Here is a 24,925-nt window from a genome sequence, read left to right on the forward strand (position 1 = left end):
GCTTGCCGGGTGAGCATGCCTGTGCGATTGCTGGAATCGCGGCAAAGATTTTCGAGTCGTCACCGATCCTTTGCCATCGCTTTGCCATTTCCCGCCGGATAAGTTGCCTCCGATGACTGTTACCAATCCCATTACGAACCTGCAGACCCTGATCCGCTGCGCCTCCGTCACCCCAGCCGAGGGCGGCGCGCTGACCGCGCTTGCCGGCATGCTGCAGCCACTCGGCTTCAAGATCGAGCGCATGACGGCGAGCGAGCCGGGAACGCCCGATATCGAAAATCTCTATGCGCGGCTCGGCACGGACGGACCGCATCTGATGTTTGCCGGGCATACGGATGTGGTGCCGGTCGGCGATGCCGCTTCGTGGAGCCACCCGCCCTTTGCCGCTGAAATCGCCGATGGCGAGCTTTTCGGCCGTGGCGCCGTCGACATGAAGGGCGGCATCGCCTGCTTCGTGGCAGCGGTTGCGCGTCACATCGAGAAGCATGGCAGATCCGCCGGCTCAATCTCCTTCTTGATTACCGGTGACGAAGAAGGACCCGCGATCAACGGCACCGTGAAGCTGCTGCAATGGGCGGCCGAGCGCGGCGAGACATGGGATGCCTCCCTCGTCGGCGAGCCGACCAATCCTGACCGGCTCGGCGACATGATCAAGATCGGTCGCCGCGGCTCGATTTCCGGCACCATCACCGTCCACGGCGTTCAGGGCCATGCCGCCTATCCGCACCTTGCCGACAATCCCGTGCGAAGCATTATCAAGCTGACGGAATCGCTGCTCGATCCCCCCTTCGATGCCGGCACGGACAATTTCCAGCCGTCGAACCTCGAAGTGACGACGATCGACGTCGGCAATACCGCCACCAATGTCATTCCCGCCAAGGCGACTGCTGCCTTCAACATCCGTTTCAACGACACCTGGACCGCCGATACGCTGAAGGCGGAAATCTTGGCGCGCCTGGATGCGGCCGCCGCCGACCAGACGTTGCGGCCCGGGCGTCCGCCGGCGAAATACGACATCGTCTGGTCGGAGCGCCCGAGCCAAGTCTTCCTGACGCGAAACAATGCGCTAATCGCCTCGCTCTCCTCTGCCATCGAAAACATCACCGGTCAAAGGCCGGCGCTGTCGACCACCGGCGGCACGTCCGATGCCCGCTTCATCAAGGACTACTGCCCCGTCGTGGAATTCGGGCTTGTCGGCCAGACCATGCATATGATCGACGAGCGTGTGGCGCTCTCGGATCTCGAAACGCTGACCGGGATCTACCAGACCTTCATCCAGCGCTGGTTCGAGAATGCCGAGCTTTAAGGAAGTCCAATACTACCTGTCCGGCCTGTGGCTGCTGATCCGGATGGATGCACGCGGCTTCCAGTATCTGGACATATCGGACCGCGGCATGATGCGTTCCTTCTGGGCAATCCTCTGGTGCTTGCCGTCGATCGGCATTTCATGGCTGTGGTGGCAGAAGGCCTATTTAACTGCCATGCCGCCGGAGACATCGACGGGCCTTGCTTTTTTTCTGCGCCTGGCCTTGGTCGAATTTGCGAACTGGTTGATCCCGCTCGTGCTTGCTGGCGTGTTGCTGCTGATTTTTCGCTTCGGCGACAAGTTCACGCCGATCGTTGTCGTCGTGAACTGGCTTGGCGTGCCGACATCCTACCTCAATGCGCTGCTCATCGCCTTGATCGCCTTCGTTCCCGGGTCCAGCGGGTTGGCGGCGCTGCTGTGGCTGGCACTGATGATGGCGATCATCTTTTCGCTGGCGCGCATGCTCAGAATGATCTGCGGTACGCATCCGCTCTTCATCGGCACGCTGACGCTGGTGCTGCTCATTCCGACCATGCTGCTGACGGACTTCCTGCAGCGCTTCCTCGGCGTCTATCCGCCGGGCTGAGGCAGTCGCGTTCTAACGGTTGACGACCTCACCATCTTCCTTGGTAAAAGGGCCGATGTCCGGGTTCGGCAGGATATCGAGCACGAGTTCGGAGGGGCGGCAGAGACGCACGCCTTTCTCCGTCACCACGATCGGGCGGTTGATCAGGATCGGGTGCTCGATCATCCCGTCAAGCAGCTGATCGTCGGTGAGATCGGGATTGCCGAGACCGAGTTCGTCATAGGGCGTTCCCTTCTGCCTGACAATATCGCGAGCCGTTAGGCCCATGGCGGCAATGAGCTCCAACAGCCGTTCGCGGCTGGGCGGCGTTTTCAGATATTCTGTAACGACGGGTTCTTCGCCGGACTGGTGGATCATCGCCAGCGTGTTGCGCGATGTGCCGCAGGCGGGATTATGATAGATCGTCACCGTCATCGATATCCTCCCCTTCGTTGCCGGCCGAACCGGCACCGTCACGATAATCCACCTGCATGAAATAGAGCCCATCCGGCGGGGCGACAGGGCCACAGGCTTTGCGATCCTTGGCTTCCAGCGCCGCGCGCACATCCTCGGGTGTCCATTTGCCCTCGCCTGCAAGCTTCAGCGTACCGGCGAAGGAGCGAATCTGATTGTGCAGGAAGCTTTGCGCCGTGGCTCGGATCTCGATCAGTTCGCCGCTGCGCATCACGTCCAGCCGGTCGAGAGTACGCACCGGGCTGTTTGCCTGGCAATGCGCGGAGCGAAAGGTGGTGAAATCATGCCGTCCCACAAGGGTCTGCGCCGCGGCGTGCATGACCTCATGATCCATATCCTTCGGCACCCACCAGGCGCGTCCGGCTTCCAATGCAAGCGGCGCACGGCGGGCGATGATACGGTAAAGATAGTGGCGGCGGATGGCCGAGAAGCGTGCATCGAAGCTTTGGTCGACCTCGACGATATCGAGAATGGCGATGCGGTCACCGGCCATCCTCAGATGGGCATTGAGCGCATTGCGCAGCGTATACGTCTTCCATTCCTTGGAGAGGTCGGCATGCATGACCTGACCCATGGCATGGACGCCGGAATCGGTGCGTCCTGCGCCGCGGATCGAAACGGTTTCGCCGGTCAAGGACAGGATGGCGCCTTCGATCGCGCCCTGCACAGAGGACCCGTTTTCCTGGCGCTGCCAGCCGACATAGGGAACGCCGTCATATTCGACGGTCATTTTGTAACGCGGCATCAGGCTTGCTCCGAGGCGAGCACGGTGCCCAGCGAGATCGGCGTGCCGCGCAGGAAATCCGCCGCCGCCAAAGGCTTGCCGCCGGCCTTCTGCAACTTCGTGAGCCTGATGGCGCCGGAGGCGCAGGCAATGACGAGATCCTCTGTCAGCACCTGGCCAGGCGCTCCATTACCATCGGCCAATTCCGAACCCAGCACCTTGATGCGCTCGGGACGACCGGCGATTTCGGCCTCGAACCAGGCGCCGGGAAAAGGCGACAGGCCGCGAATATGATTGTGAACATCGGCTGCTGACTTGCCGAAATCGATGCGCGTTTCACCCTTGTCGATCTTTGCGGCGTAAAGAACACCCTCGGATGGCTGCGCGGTCAATGGCAGTTCATCGTGCTCCAGCTTGTTCATGGCCTCGGCCATGGCTTTTGCGCCGACGAGCATCAGCTTGTCATGCAGTTCACCCGCGGTCATGGTGTCACCGATCTCGACTTCGCGTGTCAGCGCGACCGGGCCGGTATCCAGCCCCTTGTCCATCTTCATCACCATCATGCCGGTCTTGGCGTCGCCAGCCATGATCGCCCGCTGGATGGGGGCCGCACCACGCCAGCGCGGCAACAGGGAGGCATGACCATTATAGCAGCCAAGGCGCGTACCGGTCAGGATTGCCTCCGGCAGCAGCAGGCCATAGGCGACGACGACGGCGACATCGGCGTTCAGATCGCGAAAGCGCTGGCGTTCGTCGGGATCCTTAAAGTTGACGGGCGTAAAGACCGGCAGGCCCAGCAATTCGGCCGCCTGATGCACCGGCGATTTCTGCAGGTCCAGCCCGCGCCGGCCGCCGGGGCGCGGTGGCTGCGTGTAAACGGCGCGAATCTTATGTCCGGCATCGATCAGGGACCGCAATGTCGGCACGGAGAATTCGGGCGTTCCCATGAAGATGATATTGAGCGACATGCGATCCATCCGGCTAAGATATCGGGTTTCGAATGACCCCGCGGTGATGGCACGCGTCATCGGGGTCAGACGCTAGCCGCCTTCAAACGGGTTTATGAGCTTGAGATCAAGCCCCTCGAAGTCTTTTGTGTTGCGCGTCGCCAATGTCGCGCCGTTCGCAAGGCAGATGGCGGCGATCATGGCGTCCTTCGTTTCCATCCTTCGCCCAATCTTGTGGCGCTGAGCGGAGATTACTCCGTATTGATGGGCAGCATTGCTCGAAAATCCCAGAACGCGGCCCGAAAACTCTGCCTCTATCGCGTCCAGCTCCGCAATCAACGCCGCCTTGCGCTTCCCGTCAGCCAGGAGCTCCAGTCCGAACCGGATCTCGCCGATGGTGATGGTTGTCAGAAAAACGGCCTCGATGGCGACGCTATCAAGCCAGGACAATATGCGTTCACTATGCAGCCGCCCTTGCAGCTCCGATACGACATTCGTGTCCAGAACGATCATGCGCACGCCACGGGGCTAGTCGAAATGGGGCGGTTCGCGATCCGGCGCATTTCGAAACGTGTTGATCGCCTCAATTTCTTCTTCGCTCAGCTTTTCTACGCCGAGAACAACTCTCAATCGCTGCCCCGCCGACTCGCTTCCATCCCGCTCGCGCCCGAGCGACTGACGCAGCAGTTCGATCGCCTCATCCGAGAGGCTGCGGCCATGCCTGCTGGCATTGGCCTGCAACTGCTTCTTCAAGCTGTCCTCGATGCCGCGCAACAACAGATCGCCCATTCGCGCCTCCATTTGATATCAATGATATCATAGGCGTCTCAACTCGATCTTTCAATGGCCGGGGACTATAGAGCCTTCGACTTGGCGGCCTTGGTGAACTTCTTGATCACCATCTCACGCTTCAAGCGCGAGATATAGTCGATGAAGAGCACACCGTTCAGGTGGTCGATCTCATGCTGCACGCAGGTCGCCAGCAGACCATCGGCCTCGGTGAGCTGCTCCTTGCCGTCGCGGTCCAGATGCTTGACGGTGACGCGTGCCGGGCGCTCCACCTCGGCGTAGTAATCCGGAATCGAGAGGCAGCCTTCCTCGTAAATTGAACGTTCGTCCGAAGACGCGACGATCTCCGGATTGATGAACACCAGCGGCTTCTTCTCTTCGCCCTCGCGCGCGACATCGATGACGAGCATGCGGCGGGGAACGCCGATCTGGATCGCCGCAAGGCCGATGCCCGGCGCGTCATACATGGTTTCCAGCATGTCGTCGGCGAGGCGCTGAATTTCGGTATCGATCTGCTCGATGGGCTTCGAAGCCTGGCGGAGCAGCGGGTCGGGCAAAATGATAAGTGGCTTGATCGTCATGACGTTTCCCATAACGCATCTTGTTGTGCGATGGAATCGCCAAGATGGCGGTGAGGCAGTGTTTTTTCAACGGCAGCGATCCAAACGGCCACGGATGGCCTCGAAATTTTGTTCACGGTTTGATCTGGATATTCACAACGATTTTGCTATGCTTGCGCGAAGAACTTCATCAGCGCGCCAGGTTTCATGTCTTTCATCATCTTCGGCCAAGCCATTTCCACGGTCCAGCTTCTGACCGGCCTCGTTTTCCTGCTTGCGATCGCAGTCATCGTCCTTTTCGTCCGCGGCAGGGCGCAGGCGGAAGACGATGAGCTCGATGCCGAGCATACGATGGCGGCGCTGCTGCGGTCGCAGGCGGAGATGCAGGGACGGCTTGCCACCATGGCGGAAGTCTTCGGCTCCAGACAGGCCGAGCTCAATCAGGCCATCGGCCAGCGTCTCGACGGGATGTCGCAGCGGATGACGGCGACCATCGGCGAGCAGACGCGCGCGACCCATGAGAATCTGCGCCGCCTGCAGGAACGGCTCGCCGTCATCGATGCCGCGCAGACCAATATCCAGACATTGGCAAAGGATGTCGTCGGCCTGCAGGCCATCCTTTCCAACAAGCAGACGCGTGGCGCCTTCGGCCAGGCACGCATGGAAACCATCATCGCCGATGGACTGCCGATGGGCGCCTATGCATTCCAGGCGACGCTATCGAACGGCTCTCGGCCGGACTGCACTGTTCGCATGCCCAATGGCTCGCCGCCGCTCGTCATCGATGCCAAGTTCCCGCTGGAGGCCTGGAACGCCATTCGTGCCGCCGCCAATCCCGATCAAGGCCGGATCGCAGCCCAGCAATTCCGTAGGGATTTGGAGCTGCATATTCGCGACATTGCCGAGAAATACCTCATTCCCGGCGAGACGCAGGATACGGCCTTTCTCTTCGTGCCGTCCGAGTCGATCTTCGCCGAGATCCACGAGAATTTCGAGGCGATCGTGCAGAAGGCCCAGCGCGCCCGCATCGTCATCGTCTCGCCCTCGCTGCTGATGCTGTCGATCCAAGTCATTCAAGCCGTGCTGAAGGATCAGCGCATGCGCGAGCAGGCTCATGTCATCCAGAGCGAAGTGGCGCATTTGATGGACGACCTCTCGCGCCTGGATGAACGCGTGCGCAAGCTGCAGGGTCATTTCGCCATGGCACAGAAGGATGTCGACATGATCGTCACCTCGGCCGACAAGCTGGCAAGGCGCGGAGAGCGCATAGAAGCGCTGGAATTCGAGACGGCGAAAGAGCCTGCCAAGACACGCGCGGAAGAACGGCCCAAGCCGGTCGACAACCGCACGAGCCAACTCAAGCTCAGGGTGGTTGACGAAGACTGATCGCTTCGGCAGTGTCGCGCCCAATCGATGCATGATCCGAAAAGACAAAGGCAGCCTTCGGGCAGGATCATGCAGACGCAACACCCAGGGCAGGATATCGCATGATCACTATTTTCGGCTCCATCAACATGGACCTCATCGCCACCACGGATCGTTTGCCGAAGCCGGGCGAAACGGTTGCCGGCAACGGCTTTTCCACGGCCGCCGGCGGCAAGGGCGCCAATCAGGCGCTGGCTGCCCGGCGGGCCGGCGCGACAGTGCGCATGAGCGGTGCCGTCGGCAATGACGGCTTTGCGGAGCCCGCACTGGACCTGCTTCAGGCGGCAGGCACGGATCTTTCCACTGTCCGGCGGGTGTCCGAGCCGACCGGTACTGCTCTCATTCTCGTCGGCGGCGACGGCGAGAACATGATCGCTGTCATTCCCGGTGCCAACGGCACGAATACGGCCGAACACGCAACAGCCGCCGTGGCGGCCCTGAACCCCGGCGATACGTTGATGCTGCAGTTTGAGATCCCGGTCGCAGCCGTCGAAACCGCGCTCAACGCCGCGAAGGCAAAGGGCGTGCGCACAGTGCTCAATCTTGCTCCTCTGATCCCGGAGGCTGCCCGCCTCGGCCGCCTTGCCGATATCGTCATCGCCAACGAGACCGAATTCGAGAGACTGGCCGGCCAGGACAACATGTCGGCATCCGAGCGCGAGGCTGCCCTCGTTCGCCTGCACGGCGAAACCGGCCAGACGCTAATCGTCACGCTCGGCGGCGACGGCGTCATCGCCATCCGCGACGGCGAGCTTTCTCGCGCCAAGGGTCTCGTGATCGAGCCGGTGGACACCGTCGGTGCCGGCGACACCTTTTGCGGCTATTTTGCCGCAAGCCTCGATCAGGGCCTGGATTTCCACGCCAGCCTGCGCCGTGCCGCCGTTGCCGGTTCGCTGGCCTGCCTGAAGCCGGGCGCACAGCCTTCCATACCGGTTGCCAGCGAAGTCGCCGAAAAGCTTTAAAGCTAAAATTCCATAAGCATTGCGAAGCGCAATTAATTAAATTTTTGCGCTTCCGCATCATTCTCCTCTGGCCTGGCGCGCATGACCTTCCACACGCGGCAGGAATTCTCACGGCGGCTCCATGACAGGGCCATCCTGCGCCGACCTTGCATTCGGATAATGTGTATCCGACGCATCGCTTTTTCGAGGAAATGATGTTCATCTTTCGTATGAAGTCGCTTGCGGCCAAACTCATCTTGGTCACTGGACTGGCGATCGCACTCGTTCTGCTGATTTCCAATTTTCTGCTGATTTCTCAAACCCGCGATCGCGTCGAGACGCTGACGATGGATCAGGCGAATACCGAGGCCAAGTCCATTTCCAATGAGATTGCGGCAAATGTCGGCGAACTGGCGAGCGCCGCCCGCTCCATGGCTGGTATCCTCGGCCGCGGTCACGAAGGTCACACCTTCGATCGCAAAGGCATCATCAATATCCTCAAGGCGAATGTCGAACAGAATGCTTTTGCCTTCGGCAGCTGGTTCTGCGAACAGCTCGGCACCTTCGACGGTAAAACGACGGAGCTTGCCAACAACAAGGATCAGGGTGTCAACGACAAAGGCGCCTTTACACCCTATTGGTCAAAGACCAAGGATGGCGGCATCCAATTCTCCACGTTCGACAATGATTATACCGCTGCCTGGTGGAAGCTCGCCGCCACGAGCGGCAAGGGCGCAATCACCCCGCCCTATATGGCCGAAGGCACAGACGTTCCGACGACCATGAGCTCGATCGCCTACCCCGTCATGTCGGGCGGCAAGCTGATCGGCGTCGCAGGTGTCGACATCTCCCTTGCTTCGCTTTCCACTAAGCTTCAGAAGCTGCAGCCGTTCGGCACCGGCCGCGTGCTGCTCGTTTCGCAGGATAACAAGTGGTTGGTTGCGCCGAACGCGAACCTGCTGATGAAGGACTATAATGGTTCCGGCGCCGACACCATCAAGGCCGCGCTGACCTCCTCGTCCGCAAGCATCCTCAGAAACCTCTCCGAAGACGGTAGCGAAGAATTCGACCGTGTCGTCTATCCCTTCGCCGTTCCTGGCCTGAACGCCACCTGGGTCGTTCTGATCGACGTTCCGCACAGCGCAATTGCAGCGCCGGTCCGGGATCAGACCTATATGATGATCGTCTCCGGCTTCATCGTGCTGGCTGCAGTCATGTTGGCGCTCTATGCCGCCGTGCGCGGCTTCGTTCAGAAGCCACTTGCCGGTCTTGTCGCAAGCGTCAATCGCCTCAGCACCGGCAATTATGCCGAACCGGTCGCCGGCCAGGCCGGCGCAGACGAAGTTGGCTCGGTCGCCAAGGCTCTGGAAGGTTTCCGCTTTGCGCTTGCCGACACCAAGCGTCTCGAAAGTGAAGCCAACGACCAGCGCCTGGCTGCCGAGGGCGAACGCCGCCGCTCGGAAAATGAACGCAACGAGAGCGTCGCCCTGCAGCGCCATATCGTCAGCATTCTCGGCCAAAGCCTCGCTGAGCTCTCCAGGGGTAACCTCACTCAGCGGATCACGGACGACTTCCCCGGCGAATATGCCCAGCTCAAGCAAGACTTCAATTCCGCGCTGGCGAGCCTCGAGGAGACGGTTCATACCGTCAATGTCAGCGTCGGCAATATCGGCAGTGGCACGGGCGAAATCAGCAACAGTGCCTCGGACCTCGCCCGCCGCACCGAACAGCAGGCGGCAAGCCTGGAAGAGACTGCGGCAGCCCTCAACGAGCTGACCGCGCAGGTCAATTCCAGCGCTGAAAACGCACGCACGGCAGCCAGCAGCGTCAATGCCGCATCAGAGGATGCCGAGCATTCCGGCGAGATCGTGCAAAAGGCTATCGCCTCCATGCACGGCATCGAGCAATCGTCGCAGGAGGTGTCGCGCATCATCGGCGTTATCGACGAGATCGCTTTCCAGACCAATCTCCTGGCGCTCAACGCCGGCGTGGAAGCGGCCCGTGCCGGAGAGGCCGGCAAGGGCTTTGCCGTTGTCGCGCAGGAAGTGCGCGAGCTGGCCCAGCGCTCGGCCAATGCCGCTAAGGAGATCAAGACCTTGATCAACGCCTCGGCGGGACAGGTGAAGGAAGGTGTCGATCTCGTCGGCCGCACGGGCGATGCCCTGCACAAGATCGCCCAGCAGGTCATGGAGATCAACGGCTTGATCCGTCAGATCTCGGCTTCCGCGAGCGAGCAGGCTATCGGCCTGAAGGAAATCAACTCGGCCATGAACCAGATGGATCAGGTCACTCAGCAGAATGCCGCGATGGTCGAGGAAACCACCGCTTCGAGCGTCGCGCTTGCCGAGGAAGCCCAATCGCTCAGAGCGCTCGTTGCTCGCTTCCGCACCGCCCGTGCTGCCCAGGACAACGCCAGCGCATTGCGGGCGACTGCTCAGCAGATGCGGGCTCCGGTTACGCCGCGTCGCGCGCCCGCGTCCGCACCGGCACGCAAGGCCATTCCGCAGACACAGGGTGCCACGGCGCTCGCCCAGGACGAATGGGAAGAATTCTGAGCTCACCTTGGGCGGATAAAATACAAAGGCCGCCGGATCGCTCCGGCGGCCTTTTGCGTGAATCCTGATCAGATCCGGGCGAAGCGTTCCGTCAGCAGCGCGAAGAAGCCATCGGCATCGACATCGCGCATGACCTTGGCGTTGCGCTTGCGGTCGGTAACGTGCCACCAGTCGACGACGGTCATGCCGACGGTCAGTTCCGATGTCACTTCGATCTCGACATTGCATTCGCGACCCTTGAAGAGCTCAGGCTTCAGAAGGTAGGCGATCACGGTCGGGTCATGCAGCGGACCGCCGTCCGAACCGTATTTCTCGATATCGAAGCGCTCGAAGAATTGCAGCATTTCGACCATGGCCTTGGCAGGAGGCGTGCCGACCGCGGCGATGCGCTCGACGCGATCCTTTCGCGTCAGCAGCTTGTGGGTGACATCGAGTGGCATCATGACGATGGGAACGCCCGAACGGAACACGACATCTGCCGCCTCCGGATCGACATAGATGTTGAACTCGGCCGCCGGCGTAATGTTGCCGCCCTCGAAAAAGCCGCCGCCCATCATCACGAGCTCGCGCACGCGGCCGACGATGTCAGGCGCTTTTTGGAAAGCCATTGCGATATTGGTCAGCGGCCCAAGCGTGCAGAGGGTCACGGCGCCTTCCGGTTCCTTGCGCAGCGTGTCGATGATGAAATCGACGGCGTGGCCCGGCTGCAGCTCCATTGTCGGCTCGGACAGTTCGGGGCCGTCAAGTCCGGTCTTGCCGTGCACATGTTCGGCCGTGACCAGCTTGCGTTTGAGCGGCGCATCAGCGCCGGCAAACACCTTGACGTCGCGGCGATTGCAGAGCTCGCAGACGATGCGGGCGTTGCGGCTGGTCAGCCGCAACGGCACGTTGCCGGCAACCGTCGTGATGCCGAGCACCTCGATCTCCTCGCGGCTGCCGAAGGCGAGAAAGATCGCCGCAGCGTCATCCTGACCGGGGTCGGTATCGATGATGATTTTTCTAGGTTCGGTCATGTCTTCAACTTTCCTCCGGTGCAGATCGACAGGCTTTGTCGCGGGTCCGGTCCGGCTTTGTCAAGCGCTCGCTCGTCATGTCACAAAACGATTTTTCACCACGGATTTCGATCTCGCAAATGCGAAGGCCTCATGGCTTGCACTCCCAGACGCGTACTCCCATATTAGGGACAACCGGGTGCTGAAGATCAGGTCCGGAACGGTCGCTTGACACACAAGGACTTTGAGACGATGAGCCGGACGACTCCCTTTGCCAGCCCGCTGCTTCTGGGCTTTGATACTATGGAAAAGACGCTTGAGCGGATTGCCAAGGTCAGCGACGGTTACCCTCCCTATAATATCGAAAGAATGCGCGCGGACCGCCTGTCGGGCGAGCCGGGACGTCTGCGCATCACGCTGGCGGTCGCCGGCTTTTCCGAGGATGAGCTTGATGTCACCACGGAAGAGAACCAGCTGCTGATCCGCGGACGCCAGACGGAACAGGGCGAGCGCGACTATCTCTACCGGGGCATCGCTGCCCGGCAATTCCAACGTGTTTTCGTCCTTGCCGATGGCATGCAGGTGCTCGGCGCCACGCTGAAGAACGGTCTGCTCTCCGTCGATCTCATTCGGCCGGAACCGGACCGCGTGGTAAAGAAAATTAACATTTCGGTCTCACAGTAGAACAACGGCCTAGAGCCGCATGATTCAGGCCGAATCGGTCCGAAGTCTGAATCGGCTCTAGAATCAAAGAACTAGAGCACGACGTCACCTAAAAGCCGCTCACACTTTTGGTCATCATGCTCTGGAGCCGTTGGTCCCTCATACTGGAGGTACGAGCATGTTGTTAAAAGAAGCCACCGCCCGCCTGACCCAATCCGAACTTGCCAATATCGGCACCGGTGAGGTCGCCTACATCAGAAAAATGGATTGGTCCGAAGTATCCCGCTGCTTCCCGGAAGCGCCCGATATCGATCCGGATGTCGATCTCTGGGCGCTTTTCGGCGCCGACGGCACCCCGATCCTCTTGACGGACAATCGCTCCAGCACCTTCTATCGTGCTGCCGAGGACGAATTGAAGACGGTCAGCTTGCACTGACCATGAGCGTCGCCCGACGGTGAACGTCACCGTCCGCAAGGACCGCATCGAACCGGCCCCACCTGGCAACGCGCGCGCATGATCCAGACCGCCCAACGGCGGTCGTCACGCAGGATAGTGTGAATATTTCAATCTGAAATTCTCGCCCGTAATTGGAGCGATCAGACCCTCTTGAAGGTCAGATAGGCCGACGAGCGCCCTTCGCGCCTGGCCTTCGCTTCGTAGCGCGTGCTCGGCCAGCCCTCATAGGGCGTCAGCCAGTCGGCGGCGTTCTGCGCGGTCCACTCGAAGCCGCCATGCGCCTGGCAATGCTGCAGCGTCCAATTGACGTAGGTGTCGATATCGGAGGCGAAGCAGAAGAGCGCGCCCGGCTTCAGGACGCGATGGAAGCGGGCAAGATTCACCCGAGAGACGAAACGGCGCTTCCAGTGCTTCTTCTTCGGCCAGGGATCAGGATAGAGCAGATCGATCTGATCTAGGCAGCCGTCAGGCAGCCAATCCAGTACCTGCGTCGCGTCGTCATTGTAGACGCGAATATTGCGTGCACCCGCGTCGTCGACGCTAGCAAGCAACTTCTGCATCGAGTTGACGAAAGGTTCCACGCCGATGAAGCCGGTCTTTGGCTGCTCCAGCGCCCGGTGAATCAGATGCTCTCCACCGCCGAAACCGATTTCAAGGCGCAGACGCTCGGTCGGCACCGGGAAAAGGTCGTTCAGCGGCTGCGGCGCCGGGGCGGAAAGGTCGACGATGAATTGCGGCAGCAATGCTTCCAGCTTTTCAGCCTGCTGGCCGCGCAAGGCTTTACCCTTGCGCCGGCCGAAGAATGCTTCCGTCGCCCGCGACCGGCGCTCGGTATCGATCATGCGGCTTCCCGGAGCTTTACGGCTTCCTTGAGGGCCTTCACCAGGTCCGTACGCTCCCAGGAGAAGGAGCCGTCACGGCCTGCCTTGCGGCCGAAGTGACCGTAAGCCGAAGTCTTGGCGTAGATCGGCTTGTTGAGGTCGAGGTGGCGGCGGATGCCTGTTGGCGAGAGGTCCATGTTCTTGCGGATAGCCGCTTCGACCTGATCCTCGGTGACGCCCTTGCCCGTGCCGTGCAGGTCGACATAGATCGACAGCGGCTGAGCAACGCCGATGGCGTAGGAGAGCTGGATCGTGCAGCGATCTGAAAGACCGGCGGCAACGACGTTCTTCGCCAGATAGCGGGCAGCATAGGCTGCGGACCGGTCGACCTTGGTCGTGTCCTTGCCGGAGAATGCACCGCCGCCATGCGGGGCTGCGCCGCCATAGGTATCAACGATGATCTTGCGGCCGGTGAGGCCGGCGTCGCCGTCCGGACCGCCGATGACGAACTTGCCCGTGGGATTGATGTACCACTTGCAATCGGAAGCGATCTTCAGGTCGCCGAGCGCTTCGACGATATAGGGCTCGACAACGGCACGAACCTTCTTCGAATCCCAGCTCTCGTCGAGATGCTGGGTGGAAAGCACGATCGAGGTCACTTCGGACGGCTTGCCGTCGACGTAACGGACCGTCACCTGGCTCTTGGCGTCCGGGCCGAGCTTGGCAACTTCACCATCGCCCTTCTTGCGGGCGGTAGCGAGCAGCTGCAGGATCTTGTGCGAATAGTAGATCGGCGCCGGCATGAGATCAGGCGTTTCCTTGCAGGCGTAGCCGAACATGATGCCCTGGTCGCCAGCACCTTCGTCGCCCTGCTGGTCGGCGGCATTGTCGACGCCCTGGGCGATATCGGCAGACTGCGAATGCAGGAGCACGTCGATGCGGGCCTTCTTCCAGTGGAAGCCGTCCTGTTCGTAGCCGATGTCCTTAATGGCGCGGCGTGCGGCAGCCTTGAACTTCGAAGGATTGATGACGTCGTTGCCATCCTTGTCCTTCTTCATCAGGCTCGGCGGCAAACGCACTTCACCGGCGATGACGACGCGATTGGTGGTGGCAAGGGTCTCGCATGCAATGCGCACGGTCCATGGGTTTACGCCGGTCTTTGCAGCCTCGCGGTAAACCAGATCGACGATTTCATCGGAAATGCGGTCACAAACTTTATCCGGGTGACCTTCGGCAACAGACTCACTCGTAAACAGATAATTCGCGCGCATGCGGGATTCCCCTCAAAGAACAAATCTCTGCTTTTGATATTCGTCTCCGCCTCGAAAAACAAGCCGCACAAGGACATAAATATATCTTTATATCCCCGTTCAAGTGATAAAATTTTGCCGTAAATAGCGAAAAGGCGGCCAAAATGACCGCCTCTCGACTTTGTCGGTTTAACCCCGCTTCGAAGGGTTATTCGGCATCCGCCTCGGCCGCGAGCGCCTTGACCAGCTCGACAACCTTGCGTCGGACCTTGCCATCGGAAATTTTCACGAAGGCGCGGTTGAGCTGCAATCCTTCGGAAGACGACAGAAAGTCGACGACGTAGTTGGAGCTGGATGCCTCGGCCATGCCGCCCGCACCGGCCGGGTGCTCGCCCGGCGCATCCTCGAAAAAGAAGGAAACCGGGACATTGAGGATGCTGGAGATATTCTGGAGGCGGCTGGCGCCAACGCGGTTGGTACCTTTTTCGTATTTCTGGATTTGTTGAAACGTGATTCCGAGGCTTTCGCCGAGCTTCTCCTGGCTCATGCCAAGCATCGTGCGGCGGAGGCGTATGCGGCTACCGACATGAATGTCGATGGGGTTCGGCTTCTTTTTATTCTCAATCATCATTTTACCCTAACATAGGTTGAATTCAGGACCTGCCACCCGGTACCCTTCACCACCCCTATAACGCCACGTTGCAGCCGACGCCCCCAAGGCCTCCAGTCTACGTTCGAAAGGCGGACATCTAGCACTATGCAATTTTAGGGTTTTTTGGTCAATTCACCCTGAAAATAAAACCCATGCGCGAAATCACGGCAATCATGCCGACTGCTCCGATGATCAACCAAAAGTATGTTTTTCTGGCTTTATCGTCGATGCGCGATACGGTTGCGCCACCCAAAGTGGTATCTATAAAGCCTTGCTGATTATAATCGATACCGGAAAGCACCCGTCCGTGTGCATCAACAAATGCTGAAATGCCGGTATTGGCGCTTCGAATCAACGGCAGCCCCTGCTCCACCGCCCTCACCCTTGCCTGCTGGAAATGCTGGTATGGGCCAGGCGTATCGCCGAACCAGCCGTCGTTCGTGACGTTTAAGATGGCGTCGGCCTGCCAGATCTCCGGAGTCATCTCGTTCGGAAAAATGATCTCGTAACAGATCAGCGGATAGAATTTCAGGCCATCCGGCATGCTCAGCAATTCCCGTTTGGCGGCCGCTGAAAACCCTCCCGGCAGTTCCACGACATTCTCGATACCGAGATAGCTCAGAATGTGCTCGAAGGGCACGTATTCGCCGAAGGGGACGAGATGGGTCTTGTCGGACGCACCGATGATCTGTCCGCGACCGTCGATGACATAGATCGAATTGTAATAGCGCGGCTCGACTCCCGGCCCCATGTCTTCGACGCGGACGGCGCCGGTGATCAGGATCTGATCGTCTTCGAGCTGATCGGCAATACGGGCGAGCGCATCGCGGTTATCGGTGAGGATGAAGGGCACGGCCGTTTCCGGCCAGACGATGATGTCGGGCCGTTTACCGCCATTGGCAGGCGGCTGGACCGAGAGCGCCAAATGCTTGTCGAAGATGGCGGCACGGTCGGCGGCCGTATCCATCTTGGTTTCCTGGTCGATGGACGGCTGAACGATACGTACCACAGGTGCCGTCTTGGCATCGGCCAACGGCGCTTCCGGCTGGCCCAGTGCGTAATAACCATAACCAAAATGAGCGGCGGCGATGAGGACAGCAAGGCCGATCGCCGGCACCCGCCCCTGGCGCGTGCCGAGCAGCGCAGGTGTCGCAAAGACGAAGACGGCAAGCACGGTCACTCCGAGCACGCCGACGACATGCGCCGACTGCATCATCAGCGGAATGGGCATGGCGCCATAGCCGATTGCATTCCAGGGAAAGCCGGTGAAAAGAAAGCTGCGCAGCCATTCCAGGATACCGAAACTGAAGGCAAGCGCGGCGATGCGCCCCATGCCGTCGGACCACAGGATCCGTGCAAGCACGGTCGCGACGCCGTAAAAGACGGCCAGAAAGGCAGGCAGGCCGAGGATTGCCAGCGGCAGCGCCCAGGCGAACTCATCGGCATCGATCAACAGCGCATGGCCGAGCCACCAGAGGCCGGCGACAAAATAGCCGAAGCCGAACAGCCAGCCGGTGAAGAAGGCGGGCCAGAGGCGCCCGAGCAGACCGCTATCCGGGCCGGCAGCAACGCCATCCAACAGCCAGACGAGCAGCGTGAACGAGACGAACATTGCCGCGAAGAAGCCGAAGGGCGGCAGCGCCAGCACGCCGATGGCACCGGCCAAGATCGTAAGCAACGCACGTTTGAAACCCCAGACGAGGATCACCCTGCCCGAAAGCCATTCCATGCGTCAGCTCCGTCCAATCGCGAATCAATTGGGCGCAGTCTTTCAAAAATGCAGCGATTTGTCCCGCTCTCACGCCATTTATTGGCGGGCGGCGTCACGCTCGGCCCGCGTTTCTTCGGCGATCGTTTCCGGTGCCGGCAAATCGCGCTCCGGCGTACCGGCATCGCCTTCCAGCTTGACGGTCGGGCGGCGACGGGCGGCGTGACGCTTACGCGTGATGCGCACCCGCTTGATGCGGCGCGGATCGGCATCGAGAATGTGGAATTCGAAGCCTGGAAGCGCCTGCACCAGCTCGCCACGCACCGGAATGCGGCCCAGCGCGGAGAAGATCAGGCCGCCGAGCGTGTCCACCTCGTCCACCTGCTCGGCGATGTCGAAATCCGGACCGATCGCGGCTGCGATCTCCTCCAGCTCGACACGGGCGTCGGCTACGAAGACATCCTCGGAGACGCGCTTGAACATCACTTCTTCGTCGTCGTGCTCGTCATCGATATCGCCGACGACCATTTCGACGATGTCCTCATGCGACGCCAGGCCGTCCGTGCCACCGTATTCATCGATCACGAGGGCCATCTGCGTTCGGTTGACCTGCATGCGGCGCAGGAGATCGGAGGCAAGCATCGAAGGCGGCACGAACAGGATCTTGCGGATGATACCAGCCTCGACCAGCGTCTTCTGCAGATCGACCCGCGACAGATCGAAGTTCGGCTTGGCCGAGCGTGCCGGCTTTTCGGCTGCAGGTGCAGCCGTTGCAGCAGCCGCCGACTTAGCACTGCCGCTGCGGCGCTTGTTGCGGGCCTGTTTGGCGACATAGGACAGCAGGTCGCGGATATGCACCATGCCGCGCGGATCATCGAGCGTGTCGGCATAGACGGGCATGCGCGAGCGGCCGCTTTCCTCGAAGAGGATCATCAGCTCGCCGATGGTGATGTTCTGATCCACGGCCTCGATATCGGCGCGCGGCACCATGACATCCTCGACGCGCACCTCGCGGAAGCGCAGGATGTTGTGCAGCATTGCACGCTCATCGGGCGAAAAGGCATCATCACCGGCAGCGTTGGTCATCAACGCGTCGGCAAGGTCCTCGCGCAAGCGGGCGGCGTCCTGCGCCGGGCGCAGAATCCGCGCGGCACGTGCCCAGAATGAAGAGTGGGATCGCTTGCCGTTGCTACTACTGCCTACCTCGTCGGAGGAGGCTGCGTCGGCTCCGTCTTTGGCCTCGGGGGCCGATCTTGTCGTAAAGTCGCTCATTGTTCCTGGTCAGACAGGGTTCAGATCAAATGGGGTCTTGTCCCGCATAGGGATCAGATAGGCCAAGACTAGCCAAAATGCGAGTCTCCAGCCCCTCCATTCTTTCGGCTTCGCTATTATTCATATGGTCGTAGCCGAAGAGATGCAAGAAACCATGCACCATCAAATGCGTCAGATGGTCGTCAAAACTTTTTTCGAGATCCACCGCCTCACGCTCCACCGTCTCCCTGGCGATGATGATATCGCCCAGCATCGGGCCGGGCTTGCCGCCGGGCTGCAGCGGGAAAGCCGGAAAGGACAGAACGTTCGTCGCCTTGTCCTGAGAGCGCCATTCCGCATTGATCTCGCGGATCGAAGCGTCGTCGGTAAAGACCAGCGACAATTCAGGGGCCATTTTTGGAAATGGCTGCTTCTCGTGCTTCTTGAGATAATTTGCAGCTTCGCCCAGCACCCGCTCGGCAAGCGACTGCAACACCTCTTCGGAGGGCCAATCGCCTTCCTCCACGCTGATCTGTATATCGAGCTCGGCCATGATCTTTCGTAACCGCAGATCAGATCTGCGGATCGCTTTCCTCTGCCTTTGCGGCATAGGTGGAATCGTAGGCCCGGACGATGCGCGCCACCAGCGGATGGCGGACGACGTCCGTATCCTTGAAGCGGACGATGGTGATGCCCTCGACGCCATCCAGCAGCTGCAGCGCTTCCACCAAGCCGGATTTGACGCCGCGCGGCAGGTCGATCTGGCTCGGATCGCCAGTCACGATCATCCGCGAGTTCTCGCCGAGACGGGTCAGGAACATCTTCATCTGCATGGATGTCGTGTTCTGCGCCTCATCGAGGATAACGGCGGCATTGGAGAGCGTGCGGCCACGCATGAAAGCGAGCGGCGCGATCTCGATGACGCCTGCAGTGATAGCACGCTCGACCTTGTCGCCGGGCATCATGTCGTAAAGCGCGTCATAGAGCGGGCGCAGATAGGGATCGACCTTTTCCTTCATGTCGCCAGGCAGGAAGCCCAAGCGCTCGCCGGCTTCGACGGCCGGGCGCGACAGGATGATCTTTTCAACGGCACCGCGCTCCAGAAGCTGGGCGGCGTGCGCGACGGCGAGATAGGTCTTGCCCGTACCGGCAGGTCCGACACCGAGGACGAGCTCGGACCGCTCCAGCGCCCGCATATAGGCATCCTGGGTCGGCGTCCGCGCGATGATCGTCTTCTTGCGCGTTGAAATCTGCGCCATCGTCAACTTGGCTTTTCTCTCCATGGTCGGCAGCGTCAATTGATCGTCGGCGGCAACCGCCATGCGGATTGCCCCTTCCACATCGGAACGCTCCACATTGCCGCCTTTTTGCAGCTTGTCATAGAGATAATCGAGTGTGCGGCGTGCCTGATTGGTGGCCAGCACATCGCCTGTGATGACGACGGAATTGCCGCGAGCACGCGCATCGATGCCGAGGCGCTCCTCAAGCAGCTTCAAATTCTGGTCGAACTGCCCGAAAAGCTCACTGGCGAACCGATTATTCTCGAACGTCAGGGTGAAGTGATTGGCGTCGCTCGCGGTGCGGGGCTGGCGCGATGAAGAAGAAACCAATTCCTGTCCGTTCAAGCGGTGCGGCTCCTTGTGCCCGTCCGGAACCTAGAGCAATTCAGCAAAAAGGCTGTTGGTGCTGGTTCCGGTGATTCGTACGTTAATAATGTCACCGATTTGCGATGCTTTTGCATCAACATTCACAGACTGCAGCCAGGGAGAGCGTCCAATCAACTGGCCCGGCATCCGGCCCGGCTTTTCCAGAAGGATATCCACTGTTTTGCCCACACAGGCCTCGGCAAACGCATGCTGCTGCTTCAGCAACAATGCCTGCAAACGCTCCAGCCGCTCGGTCTTGACCTCTTCGGGCACCTGATCCTTCAATTCCGCGCCGGGTGTGCCCGGCCGCGTGGAATATTTGAACGAGAAGGCCTGTGCATAATTCACCTCCTCGATAAGCTTCAGTGTATCCTCAAAATCCTGGTCTGTCTCCCCCGGGAAGCCGACGATGAAATCGCCCGAAAGAGCGATATCCGGGCGTGCAGTGCGGATCTTCTCGATGAGCGTCAGATATTCCGCGGCCGTATGCCGCCTGTTCATCGCCTTCAGGATGCGGTCGGAGCCCGCCTGAACGGGCAGATGCAGATAGGGCATCAGCGTCCGCAGGTCGCGATGGGCGCCGATGAGGCGGTCGTCCATGTCGCGCGGGTGGCTGGTGGTGTAACGCAGGCGCGCGAGGCCGGGGATCTCGGCGAGACGATAGAGGAGATCGCCGAGGCTCCAGGCCTTGCCCTTCGGGCCAGCGCCATGCCAGGCATTGACGTTCTGGCCGAGCAGCGTGATTTCGCGCACGCCGCCATCGACCAGTTTCTCGGCCTCTTCGACGATCTGCGCGACCGGGCGGGAGACCTCGGAGCCGCGCGTATATGGCACGACACAGAAGGTGCAGAACTTGTCACAGCCTTCCTGCACCGTCAGAAAGGCAGTGACGCCGCGGGCGCGGATCTTCGTCTTTTCGGCGATCGGCAGATGCTCGAACTTGTCCTCGATCGCATATTCCGTGTCGACGACGCGCTGGCCCTCCTTGGCGCGGCGAAGCGCATCCGGCAGGCGATGATACGTTTGCGGGCCGATGACGACATCGACGGCAGGCGCGCGCCGCAGGATTTCCTCGCCCTCCGCTTGCGCGACGCAGCCGGTGACGCCGATCATCATCTCGCGACCATCGGCCGCTTTGCGCTTCTTCATTTCGCGCAGTCGGCCGAGCGCGGAATAGACCTTTTCGGCAGCCTTCTCGCGGATATGACAGGTGTTCAACAGGACGAGATCGGCCTCTTCCATGTCCTCCGTCGGCTCATAGCCGTCACGGGAAAGCGCATCGCTCATCCGCGTGGAATCATAGACGTTCATCTGGCAGCCGTAGGTCTTGATGAAAACCTTGCGGCTGTTGGAGCCATCGCGGGGACCGAGCTGCAAAGCGTCGGCCGCCGGGGCGTCGAGGGTTAGGCTGTCCTTGGTCATGGGCCGCTATGTAGTGGCTTTTGCTTTCGGAGAAAATGAAAAAGTTGGAATCACCTGGAAATCAGGCGATCTCGCGCCCGAGCAGGCGGCTTGCGAGCATATTGCGGATCCGCCGCGCGATGGTGGCGCTGACCTCCTTGCGATTGGTGCCGGCGCGATAATCCACCGCCTCGCCAAAGCAGACGTCGACATCGATGGCACCGCACTGGATGATGCCCTTGAGGTGCGGCACGAGCTCGATATCGCCAGGCCATGCCGTGAGCGGGCGATAATAGCGGCCCATCGGCGTTCCATGGACGCGGGTATAGGCGACCGCGACCGGCTGGACATGCACGACGGCGTCGGGCGCTTTCGGCAGGGCGGCAGCGGCCGCGCCGAACAGCGAGGACTTGACTTCGAGGAGGCGATTGCCGTCGGACGTGGTTCCTTCAGGGAACAACACCATGATTTCGCCGTCTGCCATACGGTCGGCGATTTCGTTCACCTGCTCACCGGTCTTGCGCTTCTGCTCGCGCTCGACGAAGACGCTCTTTTGCCACTGCGCAAAAAGCCCGAAGATCGGCCAGTCCCGTACTTCGGATTTGGCGATGAAGGAGACATCGGCCACTGCTGAAAGCACGAGAATATCGAGCCAGGACGAATGGTTGGAGGCCAGCATGAGAGGCCGGCTCGTCTCCATCTTGCCGATCACATGAATGCGCACACCAAGCCAATAGCATACGATGCGATGCCAGTAGCGCGGCAGATAGCGCCGGAGCTTCCAGTCAAAGCGCAGGCAGAGGATCTGCAGCGGCAGCATCACCGCGCTGACGACACAAATAACCACGGCGGCACAGCCGATGCGCAGCCAGGTCATCAAATCGCTCGCTCCTGCATGAAAGCCTTCACGTCAACCTTCGTCCTTCTTCAGCGGGATGCCGTAAAGCTCCAGCCGGTGGTCGACGAGTTTGAAGCCGTGTTCGCGGGCGATGCGCTCCTGGAGCGCCTCGATCTCCGGCGAGTGGAATTCGATCACTTGACCGCTCTTCAGATCGATCAGATGGTCGTGGTGCTCTTCCGGCACGGTCTCGTAGCGGGAGCGCCCATCGCGGAAATCGTGGCGGGCAAGAAGGCCGGCGTCCTCGAACAGCTTGACGGTGCGGTACACCGTGGAGATCGAGATTTTCGCATCCACTTCCACCGAGCGGCGATAGAGCTCCTCGACATCCGGGTGATCGCCGGAGCTCTCGATGATGCGCGCAATGACCCGGCGCTGCTCCGTCATGCGCATGCCGCGCTCGGCGCAAAGCTCCTCCAGGGATTTTACGGCGTCTTCCATCAATCGCTGTCTTCGGTCCAAATGAACTGTGACAAGGGACTAGCGAAGAACGCGGCGCATGACAAGCGCCGTCGATTTTTGTCCGTTTTCGCCGGCATAATAGGCCTTGCGCTCGCCGACCGTCTCGAAACCGAGCTTGCGATAGAGGCCGAGGGCCGGCTGATTGCTGCCGTCGACTTCGAGAAACATCGTTTCGCCGCCGCGATTGCGAGTTTCACGCAACGCCGCCTGCATGAGGCGCCAGCCAAGGCCGGAGCGTCCGAGTTTGGCATTGACGGCGATTGTCAGGATTTCGCCCTCGCCCGCCACATGCCGGGCCAGCACGAAGCCGGGAAGCGCCTTTTTGAGGATGGCATTGGTCTGGCGGGCAACGAAGCCGAAGGTGGTCTCCTGCGAAAGGAGACCCTGAAATTCAGTTTCGTCCCATACCCGCGGGAAGCGTTCGCCATGCAGGAGCGCCACTTCGGCGCAATCCTTCAGTTCCATCGGGACGATTTCGTATTCGGCTTTCAAGGTCAGATAGGATTCGAGCATGTCTATTGCCTGGCAACTGCGTATCCGGCCTGCGGTCTGGCATCGGGTCCGCGAAGATAAAGCGGCTTCGGCTTTTCGCCAGCAGGCTTGCCAGCGCCCAGCCGGGCGACGATGGCAATCGGAAATGCGTCTGGCCGCTCCGCAGGCGGCGCGTCGCTCAACCGGGCGACGGCCGTTCCGGTGACGACGCCATCGAATGCGCCGGCGATTGCCCGCGCTTCGTCGATCGTCACGGCCCGAGCCTCGTCCAGCGGGTTGCCATCGGCAACGAAGCTCTGGAGATAGATCTCCTCGCGCTTGGCATCGATGGCAGCCAGAACCGACTTGCCCGGATTCTGCGCTCTGGCGGTCGCGGCCATGACCTCGAGGGTCGTGACGCCAACCGCTGGAACATTAAGGGAAAGTGCAAAACCGCGCGCGGCTGCAACGCCAATGCGGATGCCGGTGAAGGAACCGGGGCCGACGGTCACGACAACACGCTCAATGGCCGAAAGCGCCACACCGGCTTTCGCCAGCGCCTCGTCGACAACGTGCATCAGATGCTCGGCATGCCCCCTTCCGATCGTTTCCGTGACCTCCCCCATCACAGAATCACTGCCGCTATCATACACAGCGGCAGCGCAATCCACACCTGCCGTGTCGAGCGCCAGTACGATCATGTCAATTTTTCCGCTAGGCCGGGATTAGACGGCTTCGACTTCCTGCACTTCCGGGACGAAATGGCGCAGCAGGTTCTGCACGCCATGCTTCAGAGTTGCCGTGGAGGACGGGCAGCCCGAGCACGATCCCTTCATGTTGAGGTAGACCTTGCCGTCACGGAAGCCGCGGAAGGTGATGTCGCCGCCATCCTGGGCAACAGCGGGACGAACGCGGGTATCGAGCAGCTCCTTGATGGTCAGCACGATGGCCTCGTCACCTTCATCGAAGAATTCGCCACCGGCATCCTGCACTTCGGAGAGAACGGATGCCGAGCCCATGACCGGCTTGCCGGACATGAAGTGCTCCATGATCGAACCGAGGATGGCGGGCTTCAGATGCTGCCATTCCTGATTTTCCTTGGAGACGGAAATGAAGTCATAGCCGAAGTAAACGCCGATCACGCCCGGGATTTCGAAGAGGCGAGCAGCGAGCGGCGAAGCTTCGGCTTCCTCGGCGCTGCGGAACTCGGCCGTGCCGTTTTCCATCACCACTCTGCCCGGCAGGAACTTGAGGGTCGCGGGGTTCGGCGTCGCTTCGGTCTGAATGAACATCTTGATCTCCATGCGGCGGGCAGACACCCGATTCCGACTTTAGAATATTTCAAAAGAAAATAGGCCTTTTGGCCATTCTATTCAAGAGAGTGTTTCTCAAGAAAAGGCACACGCGATCAACTCAGCGCGTCGATTTCCTCATTGCTCAGCGTATCCGGGAGCACCGTCACCGGGATCGGGAAAGCAGCGGCACGACCGGCGATCGACGAGACGAGCGGGCCTGGACCTTCCTTGGCGGAACCGGCGGCAAGCACGAGAAGAGCGATATCTCGATCCTCTTCAATCACGGCATTGATCTGCTCGGCGGCAGCACCCTCGCGGATGACGATTTCCGCGTCGATGCCGATGTTTTCGCGCACGGTTTGCGCAGCCTTTGCGGTTGCGGCCTCGGCCTCCTCGCGCGCTTCCGCCCGCATGATCTCCTCGACCCCAAGCCATTGCTGGAAGTCGCCCTCGGGGATCACATAGAGCAGCACGAGGCCGCCATTGGAATTCTTGGCGCGCCGGCCGGCATAATGGACGGCACGCTGGCATTCAGGCGTGCCGTCGATGACCGCCATGAACTTGCGGCGATGACCTTCGAGCCGTGAGAGACGTTTTGAAACCATGCGGCGACTCTGACACCCGAAGGCGGCGTTTTGCAAGCCCCCGTTTGGGACCGAGAGGCTTGCATGA

General features: G+C 60.6%; 28 protein-coding genes. 7 read left to right on the top strand and 21 right to left on the bottom strand.

The window, feature by feature from the left end:
• The first annotated feature begins 112 nt into the window (after positions 1 to 112).
• Both dapE and AC13RC_RS30875 read left to right on the top strand, forming a co-directional pair.
• Positions 113 to 1,306 carry a succinyl-diaminopimelate desuccinylase gene (dapE, locus tag AC13RC_RS30870; RefSeq protein WP_488559503.1) on the top strand — a complete coding sequence of 398 codons (1,194 nt, stop codon included), beginning with the start codon at positions 113 to 115 and terminating at the stop codon, positions 1,304 to 1,306.
• Positions 1,293 to 1,892 carry a hypothetical protein gene (locus tag AC13RC_RS30875; RefSeq protein WP_069611175.1) on the top strand — a complete coding sequence of 200 codons (600 nt, stop codon included), beginning with the start codon at positions 1,293 to 1,295 and terminating at the stop codon, positions 1,890 to 1,892. The genes dapE and AC13RC_RS30875 overlap by 14 nt, the downstream gene beginning before the upstream one ends.
• A gap of 12 nt (positions 1,893 to 1,904) precedes the next feature.
• Here AC13RC_RS30875 and arsC read toward each other — a convergent pair whose 3' ends face one another.
• From arsC to def, 6 genes are all read right to left on the bottom strand, one after another.
• Positions 1,905 to 2,306: an arsenate reductase (glutaredoxin) gene (arsC, locus tag AC13RC_RS30880; RefSeq protein ID WP_488559504.1), complete on the bottom strand. Its 402-nt coding sequence runs from the start codon at positions 2,304 to 2,306 to the stop codon at positions 1,905 to 1,907.
• Positions 2,284 to 3,090, bottom strand: coding sequence for a tRNA pseudouridine(38-40) synthase TruA (gene truA / locus AC13RC_RS30885; RefSeq protein WP_488559505.1), 807 nt, complete (start codon positions 3,088 to 3,090; stop codon positions 2,284 to 2,286). The genes arsC and truA overlap by 23 nt, the downstream gene beginning before the upstream one ends.
• Entirely contained in the window at positions 3,090 to 4,037 is a 948-nt protein-coding gene (fmt, locus tag AC13RC_RS30890) for a methionyl-tRNA formyltransferase (protein ID WP_488559506.1), read from the bottom strand. The genes truA and fmt overlap by 1 nt, the downstream gene beginning before the upstream one ends.
• Before the next feature lie 72 nt (positions 4,038 to 4,109).
• Entirely contained in the window at positions 4,110 to 4,529 is a 420-nt protein-coding gene (locus AC13RC_RS30895; protein WP_113330006.1) for a type II toxin-antitoxin system VapC family toxin, read from the bottom strand.
• A 15-nt stretch (positions 4,530 to 4,544) separates the two neighbouring features.
• The gene (locus AC13RC_RS30900) at positions 4,545 to 4,805 is read right to left on the bottom strand and encodes a FitA-like ribbon-helix-helix domain-containing protein (RefSeq protein WP_113351303.1); all 261 of its coding nucleotides are present in this window, start codon (positions 4,803 to 4,805) and stop codon (positions 4,545 to 4,547) included.
• Positions 4,806 to 4,870: 65 nt separating this feature from the next.
• Positions 4,871 to 5,386 (bottom strand): peptide deformylase, encoded by a 516-nt coding sequence (gene def / locus AC13RC_RS30905; protein WP_488559507.1) that lies wholly within the window; start codon positions 5,384 to 5,386, stop codon positions 4,871 to 4,873.
• 186 nt (positions 5,387 to 5,572) lie between these two features.
• Between def and AC13RC_RS30910 the strand changes: the two genes are divergently transcribed.
• The 3 genes from AC13RC_RS30910 (at position 5,573) to AC13RC_RS30920 (ending at position 10,286) form a co-directional block, all read left to right on the top strand.
• Positions 5,573 to 6,751: a DNA recombination protein RmuC gene (locus tag AC13RC_RS30910; protein WP_488486852.1), complete on the top strand. Its 1,179-nt coding sequence runs from the start codon at positions 5,573 to 5,575 to the stop codon at positions 6,749 to 6,751.
• Between the two features lie 101 nt (positions 6,752 to 6,852).
• Entirely contained in the window at positions 6,853 to 7,752 is a 900-nt protein-coding gene (locus tag AC13RC_RS30915; protein WP_488559508.1) for a ribokinase, read from the top strand.
• 194 nt (positions 7,753 to 7,946) lie between these two features.
• Positions 7,947 to 10,286, top strand: coding sequence for a methyl-accepting chemotaxis protein (locus AC13RC_RS30920; protein WP_488559518.1), 2,340 nt, complete (start codon positions 7,947 to 7,949; stop codon positions 10,284 to 10,286).
• 68 nt (positions 10,287 to 10,354) lie between these two features.
• Here AC13RC_RS30920 and AC13RC_RS30925 read toward each other — a convergent pair whose 3' ends face one another.
• The gene (locus tag AC13RC_RS30925; protein WP_113330002.1) at positions 10,355 to 11,299 is read right to left on the bottom strand and encodes a nucleoside hydrolase; all 945 of its coding nucleotides are present in this window, start codon (positions 11,297 to 11,299) and stop codon (positions 10,355 to 10,357) included.
• A 231-nt stretch (positions 11,300 to 11,530) separates the two neighbouring features.
• Between AC13RC_RS30925 and AC13RC_RS30930 the strand changes: the two genes are divergently transcribed.
• Entirely contained in the window at positions 11,531 to 11,962 is a 432-nt protein-coding gene (locus AC13RC_RS30930) for an Hsp20 family protein (RefSeq protein ID WP_488559509.1), read from the top strand.
• Positions 11,963 to 12,119: 157 nt separating this feature from the next.
• Complete coding sequence (locus AC13RC_RS30935; RefSeq protein WP_069611167.1) at positions 12,120 to 12,377, top strand: BQ00720 family protein; 258 nt, start codon at positions 12,120 to 12,122, stop codon at positions 12,375 to 12,377.
• A gap of 161 nt (positions 12,378 to 12,538) precedes the next feature.
• Here the strand turns inward: AC13RC_RS30935 and trmB are convergent, their stop codons facing one another.
• The 14 genes from trmB to AC13RC_RS31005 all read right to left on the bottom strand — a co-directional run bounded on the left by trmB (position 12,539) and on the right by AC13RC_RS31005 (position 24,858).
• Positions 12,539 to 13,240 (bottom strand): tRNA (guanine(46)-N(7))-methyltransferase TrmB, encoded by a 702-nt coding sequence (gene trmB, locus AC13RC_RS30940; RefSeq protein WP_113330001.1) that lies wholly within the window; start codon positions 13,238 to 13,240, stop codon positions 12,539 to 12,541.
• Positions 13,237 to 14,490, bottom strand: coding sequence for a methionine adenosyltransferase (gene metK / locus AC13RC_RS30945; RefSeq protein WP_095433815.1), 1,254 nt, complete (start codon positions 14,488 to 14,490; stop codon positions 13,237 to 13,239). The genes trmB and metK overlap by 4 nt, the downstream gene beginning before the upstream one ends.
• Positions 14,491 to 14,677: 187 nt before the next feature.
• Positions 14,678 to 15,097 (bottom strand): helix-turn-helix domain-containing protein, encoded by a 420-nt coding sequence (locus AC13RC_RS30950; protein ID WP_488559510.1) that lies wholly within the window; start codon positions 15,095 to 15,097, stop codon positions 14,678 to 14,680.
• A 151-nt stretch (positions 15,098 to 15,248) separates the two neighbouring features.
• Positions 15,249 to 16,850 (bottom strand): apolipoprotein N-acyltransferase, encoded by a 1,602-nt coding sequence (lnt, locus tag AC13RC_RS30955; RefSeq protein WP_488559511.1) that lies wholly within the window; start codon positions 16,848 to 16,850, stop codon positions 15,249 to 15,251.
• 78 nt (positions 16,851 to 16,928) lie between these two features.
• Entirely contained in the window at positions 16,929 to 18,101 is a 1,173-nt protein-coding gene (locus AC13RC_RS30960; RefSeq protein ID WP_269245548.1) for a hemolysin family protein, read from the bottom strand.
• 25 nt (positions 18,102 to 18,126) lie between these two features.
• Positions 18,127 to 18,633, bottom strand: a complete 507-nt coding sequence (ybeY, locus tag AC13RC_RS30965; protein ID WP_145322271.1) for an rRNA maturation RNase YbeY — start codon at positions 18,631 to 18,633, stop codon at positions 18,127 to 18,129.
• A 19-nt stretch (positions 18,634 to 18,652) separates the two neighbouring features.
• Entirely contained in the window at positions 18,653 to 19,705 is a 1,053-nt protein-coding gene (locus AC13RC_RS30970; RefSeq protein ID WP_069611161.1) for a PhoH family protein, read from the bottom strand.
• 30 nt (positions 19,706 to 19,735) lie between these two features.
• A complete protein-coding gene (gene miaB / locus AC13RC_RS30975) occupies positions 19,736 to 21,148 on the bottom strand; it encodes a tRNA (N6-isopentenyl adenosine(37)-C2)-methylthiotransferase MiaB (protein ID WP_152095579.1) in 1,413 nt (470 codons plus the stop codon).
• Positions 21,149 to 21,209: 61 nt separating this feature from the next.
• Positions 21,210 to 22,007 carry a lyso-ornithine lipid O-acyltransferase gene (gene olsA, locus AC13RC_RS30980; protein ID WP_113329996.1) on the bottom strand — a complete coding sequence of 266 codons (798 nt, stop codon included), beginning with the start codon at positions 22,005 to 22,007 and terminating at the stop codon, positions 21,210 to 21,212.
• A gap of 30 nt (positions 22,008 to 22,037) precedes the next feature.
• Positions 22,038 to 22,466: a Fur family transcriptional regulator gene (locus tag AC13RC_RS30985; protein ID WP_095433808.1), complete on the bottom strand. Its 429-nt coding sequence runs from the start codon at positions 22,464 to 22,466 to the stop codon at positions 22,038 to 22,040.
• Positions 22,467 to 22,505: 39 nt separating this feature from the next.
• Positions 22,506 to 23,000, bottom strand: a complete 495-nt coding sequence (locus tag AC13RC_RS30990) for a GNAT family N-acetyltransferase (protein ID WP_113329994.1) — start codon at positions 22,998 to 23,000, stop codon at positions 22,506 to 22,508.
• A gap of 2 nt (positions 23,001 to 23,002) precedes the next feature.
• Complete coding sequence (gene tsaB, locus AC13RC_RS30995; protein WP_152095580.1) at positions 23,003 to 23,659, bottom strand: tRNA (adenosine(37)-N6)-threonylcarbamoyltransferase complex dimerization subunit type 1 TsaB; 657 nt, start codon at positions 23,657 to 23,659, stop codon at positions 23,003 to 23,005.
• A gap of 24 nt (positions 23,660 to 23,683) precedes the next feature.
• Positions 23,684 to 24,250: a NifU family protein gene (locus AC13RC_RS31000; RefSeq protein ID WP_113330048.1), complete on the bottom strand. Its 567-nt coding sequence runs from the start codon at positions 24,248 to 24,250 to the stop codon at positions 23,684 to 23,686.
• A 116-nt stretch (positions 24,251 to 24,366) separates the two neighbouring features.
• Positions 24,367 to 24,858, bottom strand: coding sequence for a universal stress protein (locus AC13RC_RS31005; RefSeq protein WP_095433804.1), 492 nt, complete (start codon positions 24,856 to 24,858; stop codon positions 24,367 to 24,369).
• Positions 24,859 to 24,925: the final 67 nt, after the last annotated feature.

The sequence above is a fragment of the Martinezella sp. CNPSo 3890 genome (assembly GCF_057784455.1).

What these genes read in the sequence shown, in the direction of transcription:
- tsaB (WP_152095580.1), bottom strand. Translation starts at nt 23,659, where the DNA reads ATGATCGTACTGGCGCTCGACACGGCAGGTGTGGATTGCGCTGCCGCT.
- lnt (WP_488559511.1), bottom strand. Translation starts at nt 16,850, where the DNA reads ATGGAATGGCTTTCGGGCAGGGTGATCCTCGTCTGGGGTTTCAAACGT.
- AC13RC_RS30915 (WP_488559508.1), top strand. Translation starts at nt 6,853, where the DNA reads ATGATCACTATTTTCGGCTCCATCAACATGGACCTCATCGCCACCACG.
- AC13RC_RS30925 (WP_113330002.1), bottom strand. Translation starts at nt 11,299, where the DNA reads ATGACCGAACCTAGAAAAATCATCATCGATACCGACCCCGGTCAGGAT.
- AC13RC_RS30875 (WP_069611175.1), top strand. Translation starts at nt 1,293, where the DNA reads ATGCCGAGCTTTAAGGAAGTCCAATACTACCTGTCCGGCCTGTGGCTG.
- AC13RC_RS30985 (WP_095433808.1), bottom strand. Translation starts at nt 22,466, where the DNA reads ATGGAAGACGCCGTAAAATCCCTGGAGGAGCTTTGCGCCGAGCGCGGC.
- AC13RC_RS30900 (WP_113351303.1), bottom strand. Translation starts at nt 4,805, where the DNA reads ATGGGCGATCTGTTGTTGCGCGGCATCGAGGACAGCTTGAAGAAGCAG.
- arsC (WP_488559504.1), bottom strand. Translation starts at nt 2,306, where the DNA reads ATGACGGTGACGATCTATCATAATCCCGCCTGCGGCACATCGCGCAAC.
- truA (WP_488559505.1), bottom strand. Translation starts at nt 3,090, where the DNA reads ATGCCGCGTTACAAAATGACCGTCGAATATGACGGCGTTCCCTATGTC.
- def (WP_488559507.1), bottom strand. Translation starts at nt 5,386, where the DNA reads ATGACGATCAAGCCACTTATCATTTTGCCCGACCCGCTGCTCCGCCAG.
- fmt (WP_488559506.1), bottom strand. Translation starts at nt 4,037, where the DNA reads ATGTCGCTCAATATCATCTTCATGGGAACGCCCGAATTCTCCGTGCCG.
- AC13RC_RS30950 (WP_488559510.1), bottom strand. Translation starts at nt 15,097, where the DNA reads ATGATTGAGAATAAAAAGAAGCCGAACCCCATCGACATTCATGTCGGT.
- AC13RC_RS30930 (WP_488559509.1), top strand. Translation starts at nt 11,531, where the DNA reads ATGAGCCGGACGACTCCCTTTGCCAGCCCGCTGCTTCTGGGCTTTGAT.
- miaB (WP_152095579.1), bottom strand. Translation starts at nt 21,148, where the DNA reads ATGACCAAGGACAGCCTAACCCTCGACGCCCCGGCGGCCGACGCTTTG.
- dapE (WP_488559503.1), top strand. Translation starts at nt 113, where the DNA reads ATGACTGTTACCAATCCCATTACGAACCTGCAGACCCTGATCCGCTGC.
- AC13RC_RS30910 (WP_488486852.1), top strand. Translation starts at nt 5,573, where the DNA reads ATGTCTTTCATCATCTTCGGCCAAGCCATTTCCACGGTCCAGCTTCTG.
- AC13RC_RS30895 (WP_113330006.1), bottom strand. Translation starts at nt 4,529, where the DNA reads ATGATCGTTCTGGACACGAATGTCGTATCGGAGCTGCAAGGGCGGCTG.
- ybeY (WP_145322271.1), bottom strand. Translation starts at nt 18,633, where the DNA reads ATGGCCGAGCTCGATATACAGATCAGCGTGGAGGAAGGCGATTGGCCC.
- AC13RC_RS30960 (WP_269245548.1), bottom strand. Translation starts at nt 18,101, where the DNA reads ATGAGCGACTTTACGACAAGATCGGCCCCCGAGGCCAAAGACGGAGCC.
- AC13RC_RS30920 (WP_488559518.1), top strand. Translation starts at nt 7,947, where the DNA reads ATGTTCATCTTTCGTATGAAGTCGCTTGCGGCCAAACTCATCTTGGTC.
- metK (WP_095433815.1), bottom strand. Translation starts at nt 14,490, where the DNA reads ATGCGCGCGAATTATCTGTTTACGAGTGAGTCTGTTGCCGAAGGTCAC.
- trmB (WP_113330001.1), bottom strand. Translation starts at nt 13,240, where the DNA reads ATGATCGATACCGAGCGCCGGTCGCGGGCGACGGAAGCATTCTTCGGC.
- AC13RC_RS31000 (WP_113330048.1), bottom strand. Translation starts at nt 24,250, where the DNA reads ATGTTCATTCAGACCGAAGCGACGCCGAACCCCGCGACCCTCAAGTTC.
- AC13RC_RS31005 (WP_095433804.1), bottom strand. Translation starts at nt 24,858, where the DNA reads ATGGTTTCAAAACGTCTCTCACGGCTCGAAGGTCATCGCCGCAAGTTC.
- AC13RC_RS30935 (WP_069611167.1), top strand. Translation starts at nt 12,120, where the DNA reads ATGTTGTTAAAAGAAGCCACCGCCCGCCTGACCCAATCCGAACTTGCC.
- AC13RC_RS30990 (WP_113329994.1), bottom strand. Translation starts at nt 23,000, where the DNA reads ATGCTCGAATCCTATCTGACCTTGAAAGCCGAATACGAAATCGTCCCG.